Source organism: Microbacterium sp. AB (genome assembly GCF_032878875.1).
In the GTDB taxonomy this organism is placed as follows: Bacteria; Actinomycetota; Actinomycetes; order Actinomycetales; family Microbacteriaceae; genus Microbacterium; species Microbacterium betulae.
This window is the reverse complement of record NZ_CP118157.1, coordinates 2,333,235-2,353,603: the sequence shown is the minus strand read 5'-3', so window position 1 is coordinate 2,353,603 and position 20,369 is coordinate 2,333,235. Positions and strand designations below refer to the sequence as shown.

Below are 20,369 nucleotides of genomic sequence, written 5' to 3'. Positions count from 1 at the left end.
CGGTGGCCGCGCCGGACGCCGCCACCGATTGGCTCAACACGATCGAGCAGCTACAGTCCCGCCCCTACGTCAAGGAGGAAGTTCACCCAGGTGACTCCGGCGCCGGCCAGCGCCGCCGCGCCGAGGGCGACGAACAGCCCGGTGCGGGCTTTGGTCGCGGCCTGGTAGTTGCCGCTGGAGGAGGCGATCGCCCAGATGATGGCGCAGACGATGAGCATGAGCACGGCGGTGGCGAGCACGAACATGAGCAGCGCGCCGACGATGGCGCGGAGGTCTGCGGCGCCGCCGACGCCGCCGAAGTCGGGGAACACGTCCATCACGCACCTCCGGCGGTGCAGGTGGCGGGTGCGGCCTCGCCGCCAGTGATGCCCTCGGCTCCGTGCTGGGTGAGCCAGGTGTCGGAGTCCACCGCCTCGGCGCCTGCGCCGCCGGGGTGGATCTGCAGGTGGAGGTGCGGGCCGGTCGAGTGTCCCGAGGAGCCGACGTCACCGATGTGCTGGCCCGCGGCCACGGTGTCGCCTTCCACGACGTGGAAGCCGTGCGACCACATGTGCACGTACATCGACGCGACCCGCTCGCTGTGGACGGTGTGCTCGACGACGATGACTCCGCCGCCCGCATCGGTGTAGTCCGCGCGCACCACGACGCCATCTGCGACGGCGTAGATGGGGGTGCCGTCGGGTGCGGCGAAGTCGCTGCCTGCGTGGAAGCGGCGTTCGCCAGTGATCGGGTCGCTGCGCCAACCGAACGGGCTCGTCCTGACCCAGGTGCCCTCGGGAAGCGGGAACACGATGCGCGTCGTCTCGGGCACGACCGGCGCCTCGCCGCTGTCGCCGCCGTGGCCGGAGGGGGCGGGGCGGGTGAGCGCGGCGAGGATCGCTTCGGCCACCGGCTGATAGTTCTGATACCTGTCCGGGTAAGCGCTGACCTCGACCGCCTGCGCGGCCTCTCCGGGGTCCATGTGCTGCCAGCCGGGGATATCGAGCAGGCCCCGCGGCGAGGGATAGTTCGGGCCGGACTCGCCGCCGTAGAAGGCTCGAGCTTGGTAGTCCGGGTCCATGAGCTCGGAGACCGTGCCCCACCCGCTGGCGGGCCGCATCTGGAACAGGCCGAGGGAGTCGTGGTCTGATCCGTTCCCGTCGTTGGGGTAGTTCGCGGACTCGGGGTAGGCGCTCGTGTTGGCGAGCATCCGCAGGGTCGACTCGGTGAGCGCGGCCATGAGCGCGATGACCACGCCGTCGCGGCCGACGCCGGCGGTCTGGCCGCCGACCGTGATGATCGTCGCGGCGTGGGTGAGCTGGGTCCGGTTCAGCGTGACCGTCTCCCCGTTACGGGTGGTGGCGGTCAGCGAGTCCGGGATCGGGCCGACATTGAGCGACCCAGGTGTGCAGACGGCGGCGGTCGCAGAGGTGCCGCCGAGCGTGGCGACGCCCAGCAGCGCCGTGGAAGGCCCGAGCAGCAGCAGCGTGAGGGCGAGGAGCGCGAACTTCTTCACAGCAGACCACCCGGCTCAGCGCAGCGGGTTGTCGAGCTGCGAGAGCCGCAGCACCTCGCACGACCCCGAACCGGCACCGCGACCGGGCGAAGGCGGGGTACAGGCGAGGAACACGGTGAAGGAGACCGGGCGGGATGCCTCGACCGGATCGGTGCCCAAGATGCCGTCCCGGTGCCGTGTGCCCTCGATCGTGTAGGAGACCGCGCCAGCCGGTATCTGACCTGGGGCAGCTTGCTCGACCGCGGTCTCCCACGCCTCCGGGACGAACACTTCGTCGATGGTCAGCCACTGGCGCGTGGCGTACTGGCGGAGCTGCGCCCACGCATCGTTCGTCGGAAGGTAGGCCCGCACGTCACCGACGAAAGCGTCGGCCTCGCTGCCGTGCGCGGCGTCCGCGAGCACCTGCGCGTAGTCCGAAGGAGCGTGCCCGGTCGTCGTGTCCCAGGTGAACAGCGCCTGCGCGACCGCTTGGGCGAACGCCACCGGCCCGAGGCTCTGATCCAACGGCTCGAGCTCTCCGTCTGGCGTCGGGCTTGGCGTGACCGGGGCGGTGGTGGAAGGCCGCCCGCTCGGCATCGGGTCGGTCGGGGCGGCGGGGCCGCGGACGAGTCCGTAGATGCCGGCTCCGACGAGGATGAGCAGGGCCAGTCCACCGCCAGTAGCGGCGATTAGCATGCGACGACGGCGGCGGTCGTCAGGCGAGGCGGGGTCCATGAGCACGAGGTCCTTCCCGGACGGCAACAGCGGATGCGTGGTCGCCAGGAAGGTGCACACGACGGCACCCACATCCGCGGTTCAGGCGATGTGCTCGGCCCGGTTCTGCCGTGCAACGCGGGCGGCGTCAGCGAATGCGACAGTGCCGAGAACGGTCTGCTCGAAGCCGGCCCACTGCTCGGCGGTGAGTGCCGGGCCTACGCCGGCCGGGTCGTAGTGGGTCCACCAGTGGGCCATGTCGTCCCAGGTGGCAAGGAACACGGTGAGCGGGAACGGCACCGGCTCGCCGGTCTTCACCGCCGTCAGCGTGGGCCGCTTTGGCTTCTTCTTTCCGGCGGCCTTGGCGGCCTTGACCCGGGCGAGCGCGGCCTGCGCCAACTGCTCCAGCTCCGCGGCCCGTGCCTCCCGCTCCGCGGCCCGCACCGTCTCGGCTTCGGTACGGGCCTGCTCGCGGAGCCCGGCAGACTGGGCCGGGTCGGCGGCGAGCTGGTCGAGCTCCGCCAGCGACAGCTCCGCGTTCACGCGCAGGTGCGACGGGTACACGCTGCCGCCTGCCCGCAGTCGTGCGACCTCCTCCGCGGCTTGTCGACGCACCGAGGCGGGCTGGGACGCATCGTTGGCGATGTCCTCGATCCGGCCGATGCGCTCCAGCGTCTTGTGGGAGTCGCGGCCGGTGACCATGCGGGCCGCTTGCACGCGGGCCTCACCGACCGGGGTGTCCCACGGTTCCGGCAAATTGCCGGAACCGTCTTCTCCGCCGTCGCCGGCCTGCCGGAAGCGGGTGGCCTCCTGTCGGCGTGCGGCGTCCTCGGCCAGCAGGGTCTTCAGCTCGCGGTAGAGGGCGGCGGCTTCGAGCTGGGTGAGGGGCTTGTGGAGCTGGTTGTCGTCCTGCTCCGCGAGGAGCTGCCCGAGCCGATCGGAGACCCCAGAGCGCACCCACACGTTGACGGTCTTGATGCCGAGCAGCTTGATCGCCGCCAGCCGTCGGGCTCCGCAGATCAGGTGCCCGTCGAGGGTGACCGTGATCGGCTGCAGCAGCCCGTGGCGGCGGATCGATTCGACCAACGGGGTCAGGTCGCCGTGGTCGTGCCGGTGCCGCGCTCCGACGATGATCGAATCGACCGCACGCTCCAGCTCGATACGGCCCTCCAGCGGCGTACTCATGACTCGTCGTTCCCGATGCGTGGGGCGGCGAGCCCGGCGGTGATGACGAGGTCGTCGTCTGTGAGGAGTGCTCGCAGCGGCTGGCCGATCAGCAGGCGGCGGAGCATCCCGCGCCCGGCGTTCGTGTGCGCGAGGGTCGGGTCGGGGTTGCCGAGCATGATCCGCAGCAGCGCCGTCCACGACGCACCCGGCAGGTCGAGGAGGGCGCGGGCCTGCCGGTCGCGGCGCAGCACCTCGAACGCCGACGCCCGCGACACTGACTCCGCCAGCCGCGTGGTGATGTATTCAACTACCGCGCGTGCTGTCGAGGGGGCCCAGCCGACCCACGAGAGGAACGCGATCGTGTCCTCGACGGCGGCGGTGACGTTCATCGGCCGCTCCCGCACCGGACGCTCGTCGTCCAGGTCGTCGGTGTCGGTGAACGGGTCGAAGCAGAATGCCGGGTGGTAGTCGGGCAGGGGGTTCTCGCGGTCGCTGAACCGCTCCGCGTCGTGGAACACCGAATACTTCGGGCGGCGGGCCTGGTGGACGGAGCACAGCAGCCCATTGCCGCGTTCTTCGGCGGTGCAGGTCACCTGTACCGCCCGCGTCACCACCGCCCACGGGTCCTCCGCTCGGCGCGTCGCGGCTCCCCGCATCGCCTCGAACGCGGCCGATGCGGCTTCCCACGGGTCGAGGCCGTGCTTGCGGGCGAGGGCGGCGTACTTGTTCGCGGCGTGCTCCATCAGCGCCGCCGCCTCCGGGTCGTTCCGCCACGCCCCGCGGCCGGCTCGGTGAAGCCGGTTCAGCAGGGCGCGCAGCGCCTCCGAGTTCTCGAAACGATTCCGTTCGGTTCTCGTGCCAGTGGTCGTCTGCATCAGGGCACCTCCTGACAGGCAGGTGCGCACACGCTCCCCAGCAGGCGTACTCACGGATCGGCCGGATGCGTGCACGGCGGCTACCCCAGCCCGATCCCGGAGCGTGACACCCACGAGAACCGCTCCCCGCCACCGCGGCCGAACGCGGTCACCGGAGGCAGCTTCCGCGCGCGCTCGCTCACGAACCGCGCACCCGACCGCGCCCCGGTCCTCGTCGCCCGGTACGCCTGGCCCGGTACCCTGCGGGCGCGGCGGGCGAGCTCGGCCTGGAAGCCGATGCCCCGCCCCGCCATCCGCGCCGAGTGCGACGCCACGAGGTCGGTCGGCCGCACCCACTCCACCCCCGGCCGTGCCTTCCTGGCCGCGTCCTTCGCCTTCGAGTCCTTGGTCAGTGACGGGTCGCGGTGCCGGGCCAGCGCCGACGCCTCGCTTTCACGCGGCGTCTCATCGGCACGGTCCTGATCGCGCTCGCGCAGGGCCGTGGCTGTGGCTGTGGCTGTGGGCTCGATGTTCGCGTTCCGGTCGTCGTTCATAGCGTCTCCTGTTCGTCACGGGTGGTGAGTTCGGGCCGCGCGAACCAGCGGCCCACGGTGGAGGGGTGCACGCCGAGGTGCCGGGCGATCGCTTTGTTAGACCAGCCCTCCTCGGCCCTCAGCCGCGCCGCCAGCTCCCGCACTGGCGCCTGCTCCGGCTCTGGCTCTGGAATGACGGCCTGCAACTCAGGCCGACCGCGCTCCGGCGCCGTCTTGTCTTCGTCGGCGAGGGGCGGCGTGGCGCCCTCGGATGCCGGGCGGGTGAGGATGACGGTGAGGTGCGTGATCGCCAGGAGCACCAGCGGCGGCACCGCCGCGACGGACGCGGCGAGCACCCCCGGCACATCGGCATCGGCGGCGACGACGGCGTGGATCGCGTTCGCGGTCACCGAGACGAGGGCGCCGGCGGCGAGCAGCGCCCACGGGTACAAGGCCGATCGCTGCCGGGCGAGCGCGACAACAGCGACGGTCGAGACGACGATGATGCCGTCCACGATGAGCGGCCACGCCCACGCCTGCCCCGCGTCGATGCCGGAACGGCGAGCGAGGTCCGCCAGGGCGGTGAAGGAGAGCCAGAACGCGCCGGCCGCGATGAGTACCGTCCCGGCAACCGCCGTCGCCACCGCGACCCGCCCGCCCCGCGTCCTCGCCGGCGCCTGCGGGTTCATGAGAGCACCTGCCCCGCAAGACGCGGCACCCGCCGCGAGGCATCGCCCTGCCCGGCGGTGGATACTGCGGGCTGGACGTGAACGGAACGGTAGGCGGAGCGGATCGTCGTCTCGACCTCGCGTGGCGGTAGCCCGGCCCGTTCGCCGGCCGGGGCTAGGACATCGACCATCTCCGGTAGCGATAGGCCCGCCTCGGCCAGGCGGCACGAGGCCCAGAACAGGCCCCGGTTGCGCTCGCCCTCGGCACGCATGGCCACCCAGGCCGCCAATCGCTGCGCGTCCCCCGAGCGGATCGGGCCACTCACCCGGTGCACGGCAGGTTCGGGGCGCGGGTCGAGAAAGTCCCGCAGTGCCGCCGCGTCGACCGGGGCGATCTTTCCCGTGGCGGGGGCGATCAACTCATAGCCCTTGCGATGCTCGCCGACAACGATGACCGAGGGTGGGACGATGATGTAGCCGCCGTCGCCACGGAAGTCCACGTGCGCCTTCGCCGCCTGCCACGATCGCTGCGGCCGGTCCGGATCGGCCGGGAGGTAGAAGTGCGCACCGCCCGACGCGGAACGCACCACGCCCAGCCAACCCGGCAACAGCCCGGCACGACGGGCGCGCTCGAACGCGACGAAGCCGTCGCCGCCGGGCTTGCGGTCCACATCGACGACATCGACCCCGGACGTGGTGCCGGTCGGGACGCCGATGTTCGCAGACGGCCACCGACGCCACCACGCCGCGACCTGCCGAGCATTGGTGGTAGCCATCCGGAAGCCGCCAGGGCGGGACTTCGGGTTCTCCTCGTCCGGCTTCAGCAGCGGGTTCTTCGCCCCAGGCACGCACGGGAAAACCGGTACCTCCGCCGCCGCGAGACGAGCCGCGGCGTGCGGCAACGACAGGCCGTTGAGCGAGGCGAGGACGCTGGCAACGCTCATGACAGACTCCTCACCACGGAGTCGGCGGCACGAGACGAACGCACCGGATCGACCGGCGCGGAGGCGGTCCGCTCCGAGCCGGCTCCGCGCGGTGTCGCGGCGGGCTCGCGGGTCAGACCGGGCGGGTCGCCGGTGCCGACCTGCGCGGTGTCGAGCGCGTCGAGGATCGTCCCGGCGGCCTTACGGACTCGCTCGCCGGTGGCCTGCACGACCTCGGTCGGCTCCTTGTCCTCGACCGTCCCTGCCCAGCCCGAGACATACGGGATCGTGTAGGCGGTGGTGTCCATGCCGTGCGCGGCACCGATCATCAGCGCCACGGACTCGGCCTCGACCTCGCCGATCCCGCGATGCCCGGTCGCGCCGGGATTGTGGGGACCGTGCAGCTTCACATGCGCCAGCTCGTGCGCGAGCGTCTTCACCTGCGCCGCATCGTCCATGTTCGTGCGCACGGCGACCGTGCGGTTCGCGTAGTCGGTCAATCCGTTCGCGCCGCGGATCATGCCCTCGTGCTCCACACGCAGCACCGCGAACCCCTCGGCCTCCACCAGCGCGGCCAGCCCCTCCCACAAGCTCGCGGGTGCCTGGCCTTCCAGCAGCGTCGGCGTCGGGCGCTCGGGCACGGCATCACCGCTGGTCTGCGACACGTCCCACACGTAGGCGGGCTTCGCACCCACCATGCGCGAGCGCACGACCTCTCCGGGCCTCGGCTTCTCGAACCGGCCCAGCCGGTGCCACGAATCGGGATCGGCCGGGTTGCTCGACGCGAACCGTCTCGTCACGGGAGCGAAGATCACGTAGCCCGGCTGGCCCCGCTCCACCTGACGGCCCAGGGACTGCCACTGCTTGTACCCGGCTACGTAGGACGGCTCCGGCGAGGCGACGCGGCCAGCGTCGAAGGCATCGAGGTGCTGGGAGAAGATCAACAGCGCGTTGAGGAACGACCGCGCCCGGAACCGGGCAGCGAACTCCAGCGCATGCTTCCAGTCCTCACCCGACACGAGCTGATCGACCGCAGCCGTCACCCGCTCATGAAGCTGCTCGAGCTTCGCTTCCCGCGCAGCCCGTGCCTCCTCGTCCGTCGCCATCATCGACCTCCTCCCGGCGTCGCCTGCACGCCCTGGAGAGGGCGGCGGTGCATCGATAAGGTGCGCCAGGAGAATCTGCAGTGGTGTCGAGACGGTCAGCGGACTACGAGGTCGGAAGGTTGGCCGTCAGGAGAACCTGTGGTGCGCCTGACGCAGGACATACCGGATTACCGGGAATCTCTAGCCCGGTGGGGTTCGGATACGGGATGCTCCCGATATCCCGCTCACGATGCTCAGATCGGGAGCGTCTCTCTTAGCTCATGCGGAGCGTCAGCTGGCGGTACCGCCTGGGTGTCATCCCCACGTACTTGCGGAACTGCTGGGCGGCGTGGCCGCGGCTGCGCCAGCCGACCTGCCGCATCGCAGTCTCGATCGGCAGGTCGGTGTCCCGCAAGCACTTGGCAAGGTGCTCCGCGCGCAGCATCGTCAGGTACGCCAGCGGCGTCTTCCCGTAGGCCTCAGCGAATACGCGGCTGAGCTGCGAAGGCGACAGGTGCACATGTGAGGCAAGAGCATCGAGAGTCCAGCGTGCTTCCGGTGCCTGACGCAGCAGCTCGGCAGCCCGGCGAGCCTCTGCACGCAATGGCGCGAACTTTCGTTGCCGTGGCAGCGATGGCCGGATGTGCGCACGCTGCGACGCCGATATCCGCACCGGGGAGACCCTCATGAACGGCGAGATCGTGTGAGCGATGCTGAACCACACCGCCTGCATCCGGTAGAAGTTCCGCGCGAAGCCGCCGTCGACGCTCCGCTCGACCAGCTCGTCCAGCCAGGGCATCAGCATCCCGGCGCGCTCCTCGCCCAGGCGGAGTATCTGCGCGGGCTCTGAGTAGACGGTCTCAGCGAGCTCCTGGGCTTCGAGACGGTCCTGCAGCAGGGCAGCGTGCTGCCAGAACACCTGATCGATCACATAGTCGGTGTCCAGGTAGACGGTGGTGGCAGTGACGTGCCCTTCGGGCTCTGCTCCGTGCAGCACGTTCGCGCCGACGATCACCGCGTCCCCGACGTTCACGGGCTTCTGCCCGAACTCGCTGAACAGTATCGCCGAGCCCGACCTGACGACGATTACCCTGACACAGTCGAAGGCCACCGGACCGATCGGCGAATGGGCTGTCCCGGTCCGCGCCAGGATCGGCTGGTGATCGTTCGTCCTCGACGGCATTGGCACGGCTTCTCACCTGAGGCTCATCAGCCCGCATCTGCCTGGGGACGGGCGCGCCTACTGGATTCGCGATAGGCCCATGGCGTGTTACCGGTGAACTCCCGGAACGCCTCATTTGCGCGGCTTCGGCTGCGCCATCCCGCCCTCCTGCCGGCCTCAGCGACCGTCGTGTCGGTCTCGCGGAGGATCTTCGCCATCCTTTCGACCCGCAGCATTGTGAGGTACGCATGAGGCGTCTTTCCGAAGGTGGCGCTGAACACCCGCGTCAGCTGCCTCACGGACAGGTTCGCCGTCGCGGCCAGCTCCGGCAGCGTCCAGTCCCGGGCGGGGTCCTGGTGCAGCGCGTCGCGGACGGCGAGCAGCTCGCCTCTTATCGAGACGAAGCTGCGCCCGCGGGGAAGGGTCGGCCGGGCGAGTGCTGGTCCCGTTGCTTTCGCTAGGCCCGGCGTCACCCGCAGATGCGGGTTGAGGACATCGGCGATCAGCAGCCACAGCGCCTGCATGCGGAGGAAATGTCCTCCGGCATCCTTGCTGGCACTCAAAGCCGCCATTTCATCCAGCCACGGCATGAGCATGCCGACCCGGTCCTCTCCCAACCTGATCACTTGCGCAGTCTGGGAAAAGAGCCCGGCGAAGAGCTCTTTCGCGTCCAGCCGGTCGTGCAGGGCGTGCGCATACTGCCAGAAGATCTGATCAGCGACGTAATCGGGGTCGAGGTGGACGACGGTGCTCGTGACGTGGCCATCCGGCTCCGTTGTGTAGCGGACGTTGGCGCCCAGGAGCGCGACATGGCCCAGGGCAACAGCCTCGACGCCGAATTCCCCATGGAGGAGGGCGGAACCATCGCGGATGACGACGACATTGATGCAGTCGAACGCGGCTGGCTCTGAGACGCGGTGGAATGAGCCCGTGCGTACCAGGATCGGCGAGTAGTCCGGGCTGCGTGGCGGGCCTGTCGCCGACGGCTGGAGTTCATTGCGCTTCGTCGTCATCGGTCACGCCCTCGCTGGCTCGGGCGTCTGCAGTCCGCTGCGAACGTCTTCGAGGCCCAGACCAGCCAGTCGGTAGCTGATTCCCCGGGCATCCACGAAGACGGCAGCAACGGCGACCATGACGTGAACCGGCCCCAGGATGGCCAGAGGGAAACCGGCGAAGAGCAGCGTGGGAACGACTGCCTGCACAGTGGTACCTCTGACGATGCAGCGCATCCTCGGAGCGTTCCGAGAGACGGGGCGAAGGTAGACCGTCCTCTGCCCGAGCGAAGCGCCCGTGCCGATGAACGCCGGAGCGAGCGCGATGAGAACTGCCGCTGCCCATGCTCCTGTGAAGATCACGCGTTCCAGTTCGAGGAGCTGCGACGCGGTGAAGTCGGCATCGGATGCTCTGCTCGTTACGGAGTACACGACTGCGGCGATCGTCCCGCCCACTGCTGCGCCGCCGGTCAGATACCAGGCATCCAGCATCATGCCGAGCAGACGGCGACCGCGAGTCACGGGTCGCGCTCTGTCTCGCTGGGCGAGGAGGTGGGCTTTGGTGGACAACAGCCGGGGGGTGAGCCGCTCCAGCGCGATCCCGACGAGCGCTCCGGCGCTATTGGTGGCCAAGTCGGTCACGTCGGCGAAGCGATACGGGCAGGGAGCCAGCCCCCAGTTCCCGGTCAGCTGCGTCAGTTCGATGAGGATCGAGACCCCGACGGCGGCGCCGAGCACTGTGGGCCGTGAGCACTCGAAGACGCGGCGGGCGATGAGGCCGAAGGGGACGAACAGCACCATGTTGAGCGCGAACTCCCAGACCACCCAGTCTCCGGTGAGCGCGATCACGCCTCGCTCCCGGATGACCGCTGTCACTTCGCGGGGGAACCGCAGCGGATCGAGCAGCGGGCGGACGTGGTGGGCGGTGCAGTAGTCCTCGGAGAAGTCGGGCAACGGGAAGACCGTGAAAGCCACCAGGCCCGCGGCGTAGACGAATGCAGTGACGGTCCAGACGGTTCTGGCTCCATTGAATCGGCCGTAGCGGCGGTACTGCCACAACACGAGGGGCAGGAAGCACACGGCCGAGACAACGAGGCCCACGACGACGGAGACGACGACTTGCTCGCTCATCTCAGGGACCTCGCGCTGCCTCGCTCGTGATCAGCCGAAGATCAGCTGCTTGATGTGGTCGATCACCTCGTGGAGCTCGTCGTAGTCCCGGATGGCGGGATCGGCGACGACGAAGTTCCACATGGTGGCGATGCCGGCGAGCAGCGCGAAGATGATGACGGAGACGATCAGTCCTGTCACCGCGGTCGCCGTACCGCGAGTGCTTCCGCGTAGTCCGAGCCCTGCGATGACCGCTCCGCCCCCGGCGATGAGCGCGGGGAAGAAGCCGACATACGGGATCAGCAGGAAGACGGGCGAGAAGAAGAGTGCTGCGCCTGCGAGGACGAGCGCGACGACACCGCTCGGGGTCGCGGACCGTCCTGTCGCCGGTGGTGCGGAGTGGGCGGGCTGGTGCACGTGCACCAGCGGTGGCTGCGGGGTGGACATGGCTGTTTCCTTCCTGGAGGGGGTCAGATGCGGGTGTCCCGGCGGTTCAGGACGAGCGTGGTCAGCGCGATCAGCAGCGCGGTCAGGACCGCTGAGGCCACGACGATCCCGGCGACGTCCTCTGGTGTGATCGCGCCGCTGTCGGCAAAGGAGCCGGTGCCCAGCAGCGTTGTCCGGGTGGCGAGGCCGTAGGGCGAGACGAGTGCGGCGTTGCCGAGCATCAGGAGCGCTGCGGTGGAGATCCCGGAGAGGACCAGTGCCACGGCGACGGGTGCTGCGAAGGAGCGCAGGAACATGGACAGCGCCGATTGGAGCGCGGCAGCCGGGATGGTGGCGAGCACCAGGAGTCCCGCCACGCCGATGTGCTCGGCGGGGAGCACTCCGGGCAATCCGAAGGCGAGCTTGCCGACCGCGATCACCGCGAGCACGAGCACGATCTGCATGATCGCGGTGAGACCGGCGACGACCCCGGCTTTGGCGACCACGATGCTCAGCGACCGCGTGGGCCCGCTCATGAGGGCGTTCCAGTTGCTGCCACGGTGTTCTGCGCGCCAGACGAGGGAGCCCAGGATGGCGATACCGATCGCGAGCGGGAACAGGCCGTAGAAGCCCACGGACTGCAGCCACACGGTGTCCCAGCCGTTCTCGGGCTCCGTGCCGCGTGCGAGCTGGGTCGCTGCGCCGGCGAGTACCAGGACGATCGGCAGCAACACGACGATCGGCCAGGCCAGTGATCGCTTGAGCTTGAGGAGTTCGGCGGATATCGCACGCATGATCAGGCCTCCTGACGGTCGAAGCGGTGAGTGAACAGGAGGAATAGCCCGCCGACGATGATCGCGAGCACAAGGATGCTCGGATAGGAGAGAGGAAGCGCGACGAACCGGTCGCCCTCGTAATCGGCGGCTCTTGCCAGGGCGTAGTACCCCCACGGCGTCACGTGGGCCAGCGTGGCGGGAAGCCCCTGCGAGAACACCGCTGCCACGCAGCCCAGGGCACCGATCCCGAGGGCCACGAGCTGGTTCTCGACCTTTGCCGAGAGCAGGATGTGCAGGGCGAGGACAGCGAGGTTGACCACGAGCATGCAAAGGATGAAGCCGCTCCAGTGGCCGAGAGGGAGCGACACGCGGATGCCGGCCAGGAGCCTGCCCGCGCCCAGCACGATGATCCCGGTGCCGAGCGTCACCGCCGTCACGATGCTGCCGAGCGCGATGAGCTTCGCCCGGCACACCGCACCGGGGGTGAGACCCGAGGTCGACTGCAGCAGCCAGCCGTTGCCCTGATGCTCGATGTCGGTCTGCCGTGAGGCCAGGACCGCCAGCAGGAGCGGGGAGACAAGTGGAATCCCCAGGGACATCCCGGCGAGCAGCGCGTTCCACGCCCCAGCCTCGTCAGGCGAGAACCCGGGGCTGGAGACGACCGTGTAGAGCGCGAGCACGACCACGGCGATCACCATGGCGGCCGCAATCAGGCCGATGCGGAGGTGCCGCATCTTGGCGAACTCGCCGGCCACTGCGCGGGCGATCACAGCTGGCCTCCGGCGGTGAGGCGCATGAAGACGTCCTCAAGGGTCTGCTCGTCTCGCCGAACGCCGTAGACGCCCACTTGCTCGCCCACGAGGGCGGCGACTATCCCTGCGGTCTGGCGATCATCCAGCCGGGGAACGGCGACCTCGCCTTCCTCGGTCAGCCGTGCGTCGAAGGAGCTGAGCCTCGATGTGGCGCGCTGAGGGTCGCTGCAGGTGAAGATCACGTCTGGCGTGGATGCGGCCATCAGCTCTGCACGGGTGCCCTGGAAGATCATCTGGCCCTGGCTGAGGATGCCCAGTACGGTGGCGGTCTTGTCGATCTCGCCAAGCAGATGCGACGACACCATGACGGTCACACCGCCCTGTGCGAGGCGCCGCAACAGGACGCGCATCTCCTCGATGCCCGCCGGGTCCAGTCCGTTGGTCGGCTCATCGAGGATGAGCAGCCTCGGCTGCCGGGCCAGCGCCATCGCGATCCCGAGACGCTGCTTCATTCCCAGCGAGTAGTCGCGAACCCTCTTGCCCATCTGATCCTGCAAGCGCACGGCGTGCACGGCATAGTCGACCTGCTGCCGGTTCAGACCCAGAAGCCGCTGGACGAGTCGCATGTTCTCCGCGCCGGTGAGGTGCGCGTACCCGGGGGGCGACTCGATCAGCGATCCGACGCTGCCGAGCAGTTCCCGCCGGGTGCCGCGCGTCATGGGCTGGCCGAGCACGCGGACCTCGCCGCTGGTGGGCCGGATCAGCGAGAGCAGCATCTTCATCGTCGTGGACTTGCCGGCCCCGTTCGGGCCGAGAAAGCCGTACACGGACCCTTGGGGGATGCGCAGGCCGAGATCCTCGACGACGGTGCGATCGCCGTAGCGCTTGGTCAGGTTCGAGGTCTCGACTGCATAAGCCATGCCCTCAACGATTCCCGCGCGGAGACGCGACGTCGTCTCGCCTCGGGCATATCTTCCGCCTACCACCTAAGGCATAGATGGCGACCCGATGCGCTATGGGCGGGAGATGCCGAAGCGCATCACGCAGTGAGTCAGCCGCTTCCTGGGGTGATCAGACCGGTCTCGTAGGCGAGTACCACGGCCTGGACGCGATCGCGCAGGCCGAGCTTGGTGAGCACGTGGCCGACATGGACCTTCACGGTTCCTTCGGTCAGCACCAGCTCGTCGGCGATCTCCCGGTTCGACAGCCCCCGGGCGACCAGGCGCAGGACCTCGTCTTCGCGGGGGGTGAGGTGCTCGAACGAGGCTGCTCGCGATGCGCTGTCATCGTGCGTGCCCCGCGTGCCCGCCCGGGTGAACTGCTCGAGCAGCCTTCGGGTGGTGCTCGGTGCGACCACGGCATCCCCGTCGTGCACGTGACGGATCGCTGACGCGATCTCCTCCAACGGCGCATCCTTCAGAAGGAACCCGGAGGCACCCGCATGAAGAGCCTCATAGGCGTACTCGTCGAGGTCGAATGTCGTCAGGACCAGAACCCGCGGCGGATCATCCAGCTGATTGATGCGCAGGGTGGCGTCGATGCCGTTCACACGGGGCATCCGGACGTCCATGAGCACGACATCCGCCGGGTGCTCGGCCAGCACCGCGAGCACCTCATCCCCGTCAGAAGCCTCGCCCACGACCTCGATCTCGGGCCGGGAGCTCAGGACCATCCGGAAGCCCATCCTGATCATCTCCTGGTCATCGACCAAGACCACGCGGATGCTCATAGGCCTGCGCTCTCCTTCGGCACGGTCGCGTTCACCTCGAAGCCGCCGTCCGGGCGTGCGCCGGTCCGCAGCACGCCCTGATGGGCGGCGACCCGCTCGCGCATGCCGATCAGGCCATGGCCACCCTGTGCAGCGGCATTCTCAGCTGGCCCGGCTCCGTCGTCGCTGACGCTCACGCGGATCATGTCCTTTTCGTGCCGCACCATCACGCGCACCTCCGTCACCGAGGGGCCGGCATGCCGGCGCACGTTCGTCAGCGCCTCCTGGACGACGCGGTACACCGTGAGGTCCACGCTCGCGGCCACAGGACCGGGCTGTCCCTCCACGCTGAAGGTCACCGGCAGGCCAGCCGCAGCAGAGTCCTCGATGAGGCGGTCGAGCTGAGCGATCCCGGGCTGGGGTGCCCGTGACCCCGGCTCACCGTCACGTAGGACCCCGAGCATCCGGCGCATGTCTGCCAGCGCTGTGCGGCCGGTGTCTCGGACGGCCAGCATGGCGGTCTTGGATTGAGCGGGCTCGGCGTCGATCGTCGTCGCCGCGCCATCGGACATCACGACCATCACGCTGAGGCTGTGAGAGACGACATCGTGGATCTCGCGGGCGATCCGCGTGCGCTCCGCGGTGGCGGCCATCGCTGCTTCCGCCGCCTTCTCCCGCTCGAGCTGCTCGGCTCGTTCGTGCAGGCTGCCGATGTAACGACGACGGGTCTGGACCAGACGCCCCCACGTCCACGCCCACGCGATGACGGCGATGAGGACTCCCACGTCACCGATGCTCAGGTGGCCCAGCGATAGAGCGGGGCCTACGGCGATGAGCAGCCACGCGACAGTGACAGCAGCGGCGGCTGCGGAAACCTGCCAGCGCATGCGGACGGCGAGGTTGTATACGGCGAGCAGCAGCAGCACGTCGGCCACCAGCAGCCCGACGCCGAGCCCGATCTGCGCGAAGGCTGCCGCCTGGATGCAGGCGTAGACCAGGAGCGGGCGGCGTCGCCGCCACAGGTACGGCGCGCACAGTGCCACCGACAGCGCCAGAGACGTCCCTGGCCACAGGCCTTCCGGCACGGAGCCGAACTGGATCGGCAGGTTGTAGGCGAAGATCGCGAGTACCACGACCAGGTCGATAAGGCGGGGATGCTGCCGGAACCACGTCCCACGGCCCCGCTCCTCACCGCCGCCAGGCAGGGCTCCGCCGCCGCGGTCCCGGCCGGCGGTGCCTCCATCCATGGCCAGGGATTCTACCGTCGGACTTCTCGCGGGGCCTGGGGTCGTATGCCGCTCGACTGCGACTTCAGCCGCGGTTGCAGTACGTCTGGCAGCGACGGGCGCCGGGAACCGGAGGCGCGGTGCGTCATCCGACGCAGCGCGTAGAGGGCGAGAGCTGTCGCGGCAACAGCCCACGCGCCGAGCACGAGAGCCGTCTCGGCAGCCCTCCAGCTTTCCCCGATCTCGAACGATGCGATCTCCTCCGGGAGAAGTGCCGAACGCATTCCCAGCCCGAGCCAGTACAGCGGCAGGCACTGCCCGACCACCTGGAGGCCGGTGCCTTGCAACGCGAGCGGATAGAAAATACCGCACACCGCGGTCATTCCCATCAGCAGCAGCGACAGGAGGCTGAGCTGCCTTGGCTGTTTGACCAGGCCACCGATGGCGATGCCCAGGGGGAGCATTGCCGCGATGCCCAGCGGCAGCACCCACAGCAGGCTCAGGACCCTCAGCGGATCGGGGGCGAAGCCGTCGAAGAGGACGACAGCGAGAGTCATGACCACGACGAAGGTCACCAGCGTCAGCGCCGTCTGGCTCAGGATCTTTCCGACCAGGTAGCCGACCGTCCCGTGCGGGACAGTCCTCACGCGCAGCAGCGTGCCATCCTCCCGTTCGGTGAGCAGCGCCGAGGCAACCCCCATCAGGCTCGTGAACAGGATGTTCATCGCGACGATCCCGGGAATCGCGTACATGCCCAGGGACGGACCGTCCTCAGCGACGCGGAAGTCGCGCAGGAAGTACATCACCACGATCGCGATCGTCGGGAAGAAGACGTAGTTCGCGATCAGGCTCAGCCCCTGACGCAGTTCGATGGCACCGCGGGAGACTCCGGCGCTCAGCGCGGTGAGGGGGAATCTCATGCAACCACGTCCTGCGCCACCGGCTTTCCGACGTTGATCCGCGACTCATCGCTCACGAGATCGAGGTAGGCGCTCTCCAGGCTGGGCCGCACCACCTCCAGCTGGGTGATCTGAGAGCGATCGGCGAGCACCTCGTGAACGAAGGCCTCGACCTCATCGGCGGGAACGTCGTGACGGTATTCGCGTCCGTGCAGACGGTAGGAGACGACAGCACGGCTCGCGAGACGGGCCTTCAGCATCGCCGGGGTGTCGTCGATGACGATCCGGCCGTGATTCAGGATCGCGATCCTGCTCGCCAGCCTCTCCGCCTCGGCGAGGTCGTGAGTCGTCAGGACGATGGCGGTGTCGCTCGTCTGCGAGATCTGCCAGATCGCCTGATGGAATCCTTGGCGGGCCTCAGGGTCGAACCCCACGGTCGGCTCGTCTAGGAACAGCAGCTCAGGATTCCCCACCAGCCCGATCGCGACATCCAGCCGGCGCCTCTGGCCGCCGGAGAGCTTGGCGATGCTCGTCGAGGCTTGCTGCTGGAGACCGAACTGCGCGAGCAGCCGCCCGGCGGGGATCGGGCGAGGCCGCGCGGGCGTGCTGTAGGGCTTGTAGTAGCGACCGAGATGCTCAAGGAGTTCACCGACGCGCCAGCGCCGATGGTCTCTCCAGTCCTGGAGCACGATGCCGAGGCGGGCGCGCCAGCGCTCGTCGCCGTGCTGAGGGTCCTGTCCGAGGACTCGGACAGTGCCGGAGGAGCGGCGCCGGAAGCCTTCAAGGATCTCGATTGTCGTGGTCTTGCCCGCACCATTGGGCCCGAGCAGGCCGAGGATCGTTCCCCGGTCGATGCGCAGGTCGATGCCGCGCAGGACGTCGCGGGTGCCGTAACGCATGCGAAGGTCACTGATCTCGACCGCGGGGGAGTGGCCATCGTGCATGCGGTGCTCCTCTCATGGTCCGGGCATGCTGATCGGAAGAACGGCCCGGTACGAGACGACGCGTGTTCGCCTCGTACCGGGCCGGTTGGGCTGAACGGCACAGATCACGGTGAGTGATCCTCGAGCGGGAGGATCTGCTCATCGTGCGGGCCGATGAACTCGCCCGTGTCGTGGTGGAAATCTCCCACCTGCACAAGCGCCGGTGCCTCGTACTTGCTGGTCATTGCTGTCACCTCCTCTCATCGTTCTCGGCGCGACAGGAGCTGTCGCGGGGCGTTCAGGGGCGGTCCGCCAGGGGCCACCAGCCCTCGGCCGACGTGCCGATGCCGGCGCCGGTCACGGCAGCGAAGCTGCCGAGCTCGACGAGGGCGGGAGCCTCGTAGGTCTTGTCCATCACGGTTGCACCTCCTCTCGTGACGCGTTGGGAAGTTCGACCGGCCGGAGGGACGGTCGACGGCTCGGTTGCACCTTGAAGAACGCCTTGTAGTCCGTCTCGTCCATCGGCTCGTCGACGATGCGTCCTTCGGCTTCGACCCAGGCGTGAGCTGCGAACGGCGGAACGGCGAGTACCCCGACCGCCCAGGTGGGCCAGGTGCTCCGCTGACGGCACACGAGCGCGACAGCTATCGACCGGAGCAGGCACGCTGTGCCTCCTCTGCAGTAGGCGCTCACAGTCAGGACCTGATCGCGCGCGAGCTTCGTCTCGGCGTAGCTGGCGGGCGCCGCACCGGTCGCCACCCTCTCAAGCCATGTGCGCATCTTGTCCGGGGACCGTCCCTGAATCGCCCGGGCGCCGATAAGCGCCGCCTGGACTTGCACGCGTTCAATGAATGTGAGCCGGGCGGGTGTCTCGGGGAGCACTTCACTCATAGCGCCCCCAGCTTCTGCAGGCTGGCCGAGATGACCTCGATGTCCTGGCGAGCGCGTACTTCGTCGATCTCGTAGACGTCGACAAGGTCGCGCACGGCATCTTCCACTGAACCCCCGCTGTCGAGCACGGCGACGACTCGCGATGCGCTCTCGTTCAGATGCCAGTAGGCCCCGGTCCTCTCGTTGAGGATGACGTCGCCATACTCGGTCGACACACGGTGAAGCGACGGGTTCCTGGTTTCGGGTGTGTTCGTCACTTCTGCTCCTGGATGTCTAGAGAGGAAAGAGATGACCCGGATCTCTGAGATTGGGCGAATATCGCCGCGTCAGTGAGCGCGTGGATGTGACTCGAAGGAGTGGCGGTGGATGACGGCGAGGCGTTCTCGAAGAGCGCGTCCCTGTCGACGTAGCCCGAGTCCAGAACGCCCGACTCCTCCCAGAGAGCGCGGAGCGTCTCGTAGTTCGCCGCGTATCCCCGGACCGCCTGGGGCGCGCCCCCGATCTTGTTCGTGCGCCGGAGGTAGTCGGCCGGGAGCAGGCCTGCCATCGCCTCCTTGATCAGCGGCTTCCAATCGACCGGCGTGTCGCGCTCCTCGTACCTCACGGAGAAGACTGCCTCGACGACGCGGTCGTCCAGCAGCGGTGAGTCGTAGGAGACTCCCATGGCGTCACCGATCAGCCCCATGCTGCGGGCCAGCCGGCCGGCTTGCCTCACGGTGAAGAGGTCGAAATGACCGGCGATTCCTGGCGCGAGCGGCTCCGCATCTTCTGCGGCCGAATGCAGGCGGCGGAGGATCTCGTTTCGCCCATCCGCTGTCAGCCAGGGCGGCAGGGTGACCGGCACGGACCAGTCATTTGACCGAGGCAGCTGGGGTGGCTCGACTCCGAGCTCGGCGTCCCCGATGCTGTCGAGCAGCCAGCGACGGTACGGCCGGCGGTCCGCAAGCTGCCGCGCCGTCGTCCTGGCGGGCACGCGGGACGGAATGTCTTCGGCGCGGGCCCTCGACCAGGCGAGAGCCGGTCGTGACCTGGCGAGGGTGTGATTCCACGCTCGCACTCCCCGGAACAGGTGGTCACCTCCGAGACCGTTGATGTGTACCGACACGTCCCGTTCGAGGTCGTCACGGAGCATGTGCCTGACCCGCGGGATCGTGCCGCCGGCCTGTGTCGGTTCGTCGAGGGGAACACCGAGACCGTAGAGGTCCTCATAGAAGCCCGGGATGCCTGCTGTCGAGAACACGACATGCTCGCTGATCGAGCTCATGGCCGGGAGTGCTCGCTTCGCCCAGTCCAGGTCCTCGCGTCCTCCGGGGTCCTCTGTGAAGAATGTGCGAGCGATCAATGGCCTGCCCGATTGTGCCGCGAAGTAGCACAGCGGCGTCGAGTCCAGCCCGCCCGACAGATCACACGCGAACGTGCCGCTTGGGGGCACCCGGACGGCCACCGAATCGGCGATCGCCTCGCGGACTGCCGCAGCACCTTCACGGCGGTCCAGGACAGGGGCAGGGCGCGACCACCAGCTCTGCGTGCTCACGCGCTCGTCAGCGTCGACGATGATGAACTGGCCGCCCGGGACCGCCGATATCTCGCGCCACATCGGAGCCGAATCGACGGGATGCGGCACGCCCCGGCTGAGACGCAGCGCCACCGAGCCGTCGTCGAGAGCGAAACCTCCGAGACGCGCGAGGACATCCGCGCGGTCCGCGACGACAGGTACGCCGTGGATCATGCTCCAGAACATCCGGCGGCTCTCGAGTGCAGGGGCGCTGGCATACAGAGAGCCCCGGAAGATGCCGACGACCGAGAAGCTCCCCGCGTAGATCTTCTGGATCCTGGCGAAGTCACCCGGGGAGCGCGCAGATCTCACTGACCGATCGAGCTGCGCCTGATCGGCGCCGACGGGGCCGATCACGGCCGCCGTTCCGTCGGAAGAGATCAGGAACGGGAGATGGTCCGGGGCGCTGGCCACGAGCCATGGCCGGCCAGAAGGATAGAGGAGCCGATGAGTTGCGTGGCCGACCTGTCCCTCAATCAGGCGGGCGGCACGATCCGTATCCGGCAGTGCGATCACGAATGACTGAATCGA

The 20,369-nt window shown here is 68.8% G+C and carries 25 protein-coding genes; all 25 read right to left on the bottom strand.

Annotated features, from left to right (window positions below; translation table 11 throughout):
- Window positions 1-50: 50 nt before the first annotated feature.
- On the bottom strand, window positions 51-317 hold the full coding sequence (locus tag N8K70_RS11160) for a DUF6112 family protein (RefSeq protein ID WP_317138417.1): 267 nt from the start codon (window positions 315-317) through the stop codon (window positions 51-53).
- The gene (locus N8K70_RS11155; RefSeq protein ID WP_317138416.1) at window positions 317-1,495 is read right to left on the bottom strand and encodes a M23 family metallopeptidase; all 1,179 of its coding nucleotides are present in this window, start codon (window positions 1,493-1,495) and stop codon (window positions 317-319) included. The genes N8K70_RS11160 and N8K70_RS11155 overlap by 1 nt, the downstream gene beginning before the upstream one ends.
- A 15-nt stretch (window positions 1,496-1,510) precedes the next feature.
- Window positions 1,511-2,281 (bottom strand): hypothetical protein, encoded by a 771-nt coding sequence (locus N8K70_RS11150; RefSeq protein WP_317138415.1) that lies wholly within the window; start codon window positions 2,279-2,281, stop codon window positions 1,511-1,513.
- 9 nt (window positions 2,282-2,290) lie between these two features.
- Complete coding sequence (locus tag N8K70_RS11145) at window positions 2,291-3,373, bottom strand: ParB N-terminal domain-containing protein (protein ID WP_317138414.1); 1,083 nt, start codon at window positions 3,371-3,373, stop codon at window positions 2,291-2,293.
- The gene (locus tag N8K70_RS11140; protein ID WP_317138413.1) at window positions 3,370-4,230 is read right to left on the bottom strand and encodes a hypothetical protein; all 861 of its coding nucleotides are present in this window, start codon (window positions 4,228-4,230) and stop codon (window positions 3,370-3,372) included. The genes N8K70_RS11145 and N8K70_RS11140 overlap by 4 nt, the downstream gene beginning before the upstream one ends.
- An 80-nt stretch (window positions 4,231-4,310) precedes the next feature.
- Window positions 4,311-4,763 carry a hypothetical protein gene (locus N8K70_RS11135; protein ID WP_317138412.1) on the bottom strand — a complete coding sequence of 151 codons (453 nt, stop codon included), beginning with the start codon at window positions 4,761-4,763 and terminating at the stop codon, window positions 4,311-4,313.
- Window positions 4,760-5,431, bottom strand: a complete 672-nt coding sequence (locus tag N8K70_RS11130; RefSeq protein ID WP_317138411.1) for a DUF2637 domain-containing protein — start codon at window positions 5,429-5,431, stop codon at window positions 4,760-4,762. The genes N8K70_RS11135 and N8K70_RS11130 overlap by 4 nt, the downstream gene beginning before the upstream one ends.
- Complete coding sequence (locus tag N8K70_RS11125) at window positions 5,428-6,354, bottom strand: bifunctional DNA primase/polymerase (protein ID WP_317138410.1); 927 nt, start codon at window positions 6,352-6,354, stop codon at window positions 5,428-5,430. Before N8K70_RS11125 ends, N8K70_RS11130 begins: the two co-directional genes overlap by 4 nt.
- Entirely contained in the window at window positions 6,351-7,442 is a 1,092-nt protein-coding gene (locus tag N8K70_RS11120) for an ArdC-like ssDNA-binding domain-containing protein (protein WP_317138409.1), read from the bottom strand. Before N8K70_RS11120 ends, N8K70_RS11125 begins: the two co-directional genes overlap by 4 nt.
- Before the next feature lie 250 nt (window positions 7,443-7,692).
- Window positions 7,693-8,601 (bottom strand): helix-turn-helix transcriptional regulator, encoded by a 909-nt coding sequence (locus N8K70_RS11115; protein WP_317138408.1) that lies wholly within the window; start codon window positions 8,599-8,601, stop codon window positions 7,693-7,695.
- A gap of 26 nt (window positions 8,602-8,627) precedes the next feature.
- On the bottom strand, window positions 8,628-9,593 hold the full coding sequence (locus N8K70_RS11110; RefSeq protein ID WP_317138407.1) for a helix-turn-helix transcriptional regulator: 966 nt from the start codon (window positions 9,591-9,593) through the stop codon (window positions 8,628-8,630).
- A gap of 3 nt (window positions 9,594-9,596) precedes the next feature.
- On the bottom strand, window positions 9,597-10,703 hold the full coding sequence (locus tag N8K70_RS11105) for a VanZ family protein (RefSeq protein WP_317138406.1): 1,107 nt from the start codon (window positions 10,701-10,703) through the stop codon (window positions 9,597-9,599).
- Window positions 10,704-10,733: 30 nt separating this feature from the next.
- Window positions 10,734-11,129, bottom strand: a complete 396-nt coding sequence (locus N8K70_RS11100; protein ID WP_317138405.1) for a hypothetical protein — start codon at window positions 11,127-11,129, stop codon at window positions 10,734-10,736.
- Window positions 11,130-11,152: 23 nt separating this feature from the next.
- Complete coding sequence (locus tag N8K70_RS11095) at window positions 11,153-11,902, bottom strand: ABC transporter permease (protein ID WP_317138404.1); 750 nt, start codon at window positions 11,900-11,902, stop codon at window positions 11,153-11,155.
- A gap of 2 nt (window positions 11,903-11,904) precedes the next feature.
- Window positions 11,905-12,639 carry an ABC transporter permease gene (locus N8K70_RS11090; protein WP_317138403.1) on the bottom strand — a complete coding sequence of 245 codons (735 nt, stop codon included), beginning with the start codon at window positions 12,637-12,639 and terminating at the stop codon, window positions 11,905-11,907.
- An 11-nt stretch (window positions 12,640-12,650) separates the two neighbouring features.
- Entirely contained in the window at window positions 12,651-13,556 is a 906-nt protein-coding gene (locus tag N8K70_RS11085; protein WP_317138402.1) for an ABC transporter ATP-binding protein, read from the bottom strand.
- 131 nt (window positions 13,557-13,687) lie between these two features.
- Window positions 13,688-14,365 (bottom strand): response regulator transcription factor, encoded by a 678-nt coding sequence (locus tag N8K70_RS11080; RefSeq protein ID WP_317138401.1) that lies wholly within the window; start codon window positions 14,363-14,365, stop codon window positions 13,688-13,690.
- The gene (locus N8K70_RS11075) at window positions 14,362-15,591 is read right to left on the bottom strand and encodes a sensor histidine kinase (protein ID WP_317138400.1); all 1,230 of its coding nucleotides are present in this window, start codon (window positions 15,589-15,591) and stop codon (window positions 14,362-14,364) included. Before N8K70_RS11075 ends, N8K70_RS11080 begins: the two co-directional genes overlap by 4 nt.
- Window positions 15,592-15,602: 11 nt before the next feature.
- Window positions 15,603-16,490, bottom strand: coding sequence for an ABC transporter permease (locus N8K70_RS11070; RefSeq protein WP_317138399.1), 888 nt, complete (start codon window positions 16,488-16,490; stop codon window positions 15,603-15,605).
- On the bottom strand, window positions 16,487-17,413 hold the full coding sequence (locus N8K70_RS11065; RefSeq protein WP_317138398.1) for an ABC transporter ATP-binding protein: 927 nt from the start codon (window positions 17,411-17,413) through the stop codon (window positions 16,487-16,489). The genes N8K70_RS11070 and N8K70_RS11065 overlap by 4 nt, the downstream gene beginning before the upstream one ends.
- Before the next feature lie 104 nt (window positions 17,414-17,517).
- Window positions 17,518-17,637, bottom strand: coding sequence for a keywimysin-related RiPP (locus N8K70_RS11060; RefSeq protein ID WP_317138397.1), 120 nt, complete (start codon window positions 17,635-17,637; stop codon window positions 17,518-17,520).
- Window positions 17,638-17,690: 53 nt separating this feature from the next.
- Window positions 17,691-17,807 (bottom strand): keywimysin-related RiPP, encoded by a 117-nt coding sequence (locus tag N8K70_RS11055; RefSeq protein WP_317141220.1) that lies wholly within the window; start codon window positions 17,805-17,807, stop codon window positions 17,691-17,693.
- Window positions 17,807-18,283 carry a lasso peptide biosynthesis B2 protein gene (locus tag N8K70_RS11050; RefSeq protein ID WP_317138396.1) on the bottom strand — a complete coding sequence of 159 codons (477 nt, stop codon included), beginning with the start codon at window positions 18,281-18,283 and terminating at the stop codon, window positions 17,807-17,809. The genes N8K70_RS11055 and N8K70_RS11050 overlap by 1 nt, the downstream gene beginning before the upstream one ends.
- Complete coding sequence (locus N8K70_RS11045) at window positions 18,280-18,540, bottom strand: lasso peptide biosynthesis PqqD family chaperone (RefSeq protein WP_317138395.1); 261 nt, start codon at window positions 18,538-18,540, stop codon at window positions 18,280-18,282. The genes N8K70_RS11050 and N8K70_RS11045 overlap by 4 nt, the downstream gene beginning before the upstream one ends.
- Entirely contained in the window at window positions 18,537-20,354 is a 1,818-nt protein-coding gene (locus N8K70_RS11040) for an asparagine synthase-related protein (protein WP_317138394.1), read from the bottom strand. The genes N8K70_RS11045 and N8K70_RS11040 overlap by 4 nt, the downstream gene beginning before the upstream one ends.
- Window positions 20,355-20,369: the final 15 nt, after the last annotated feature.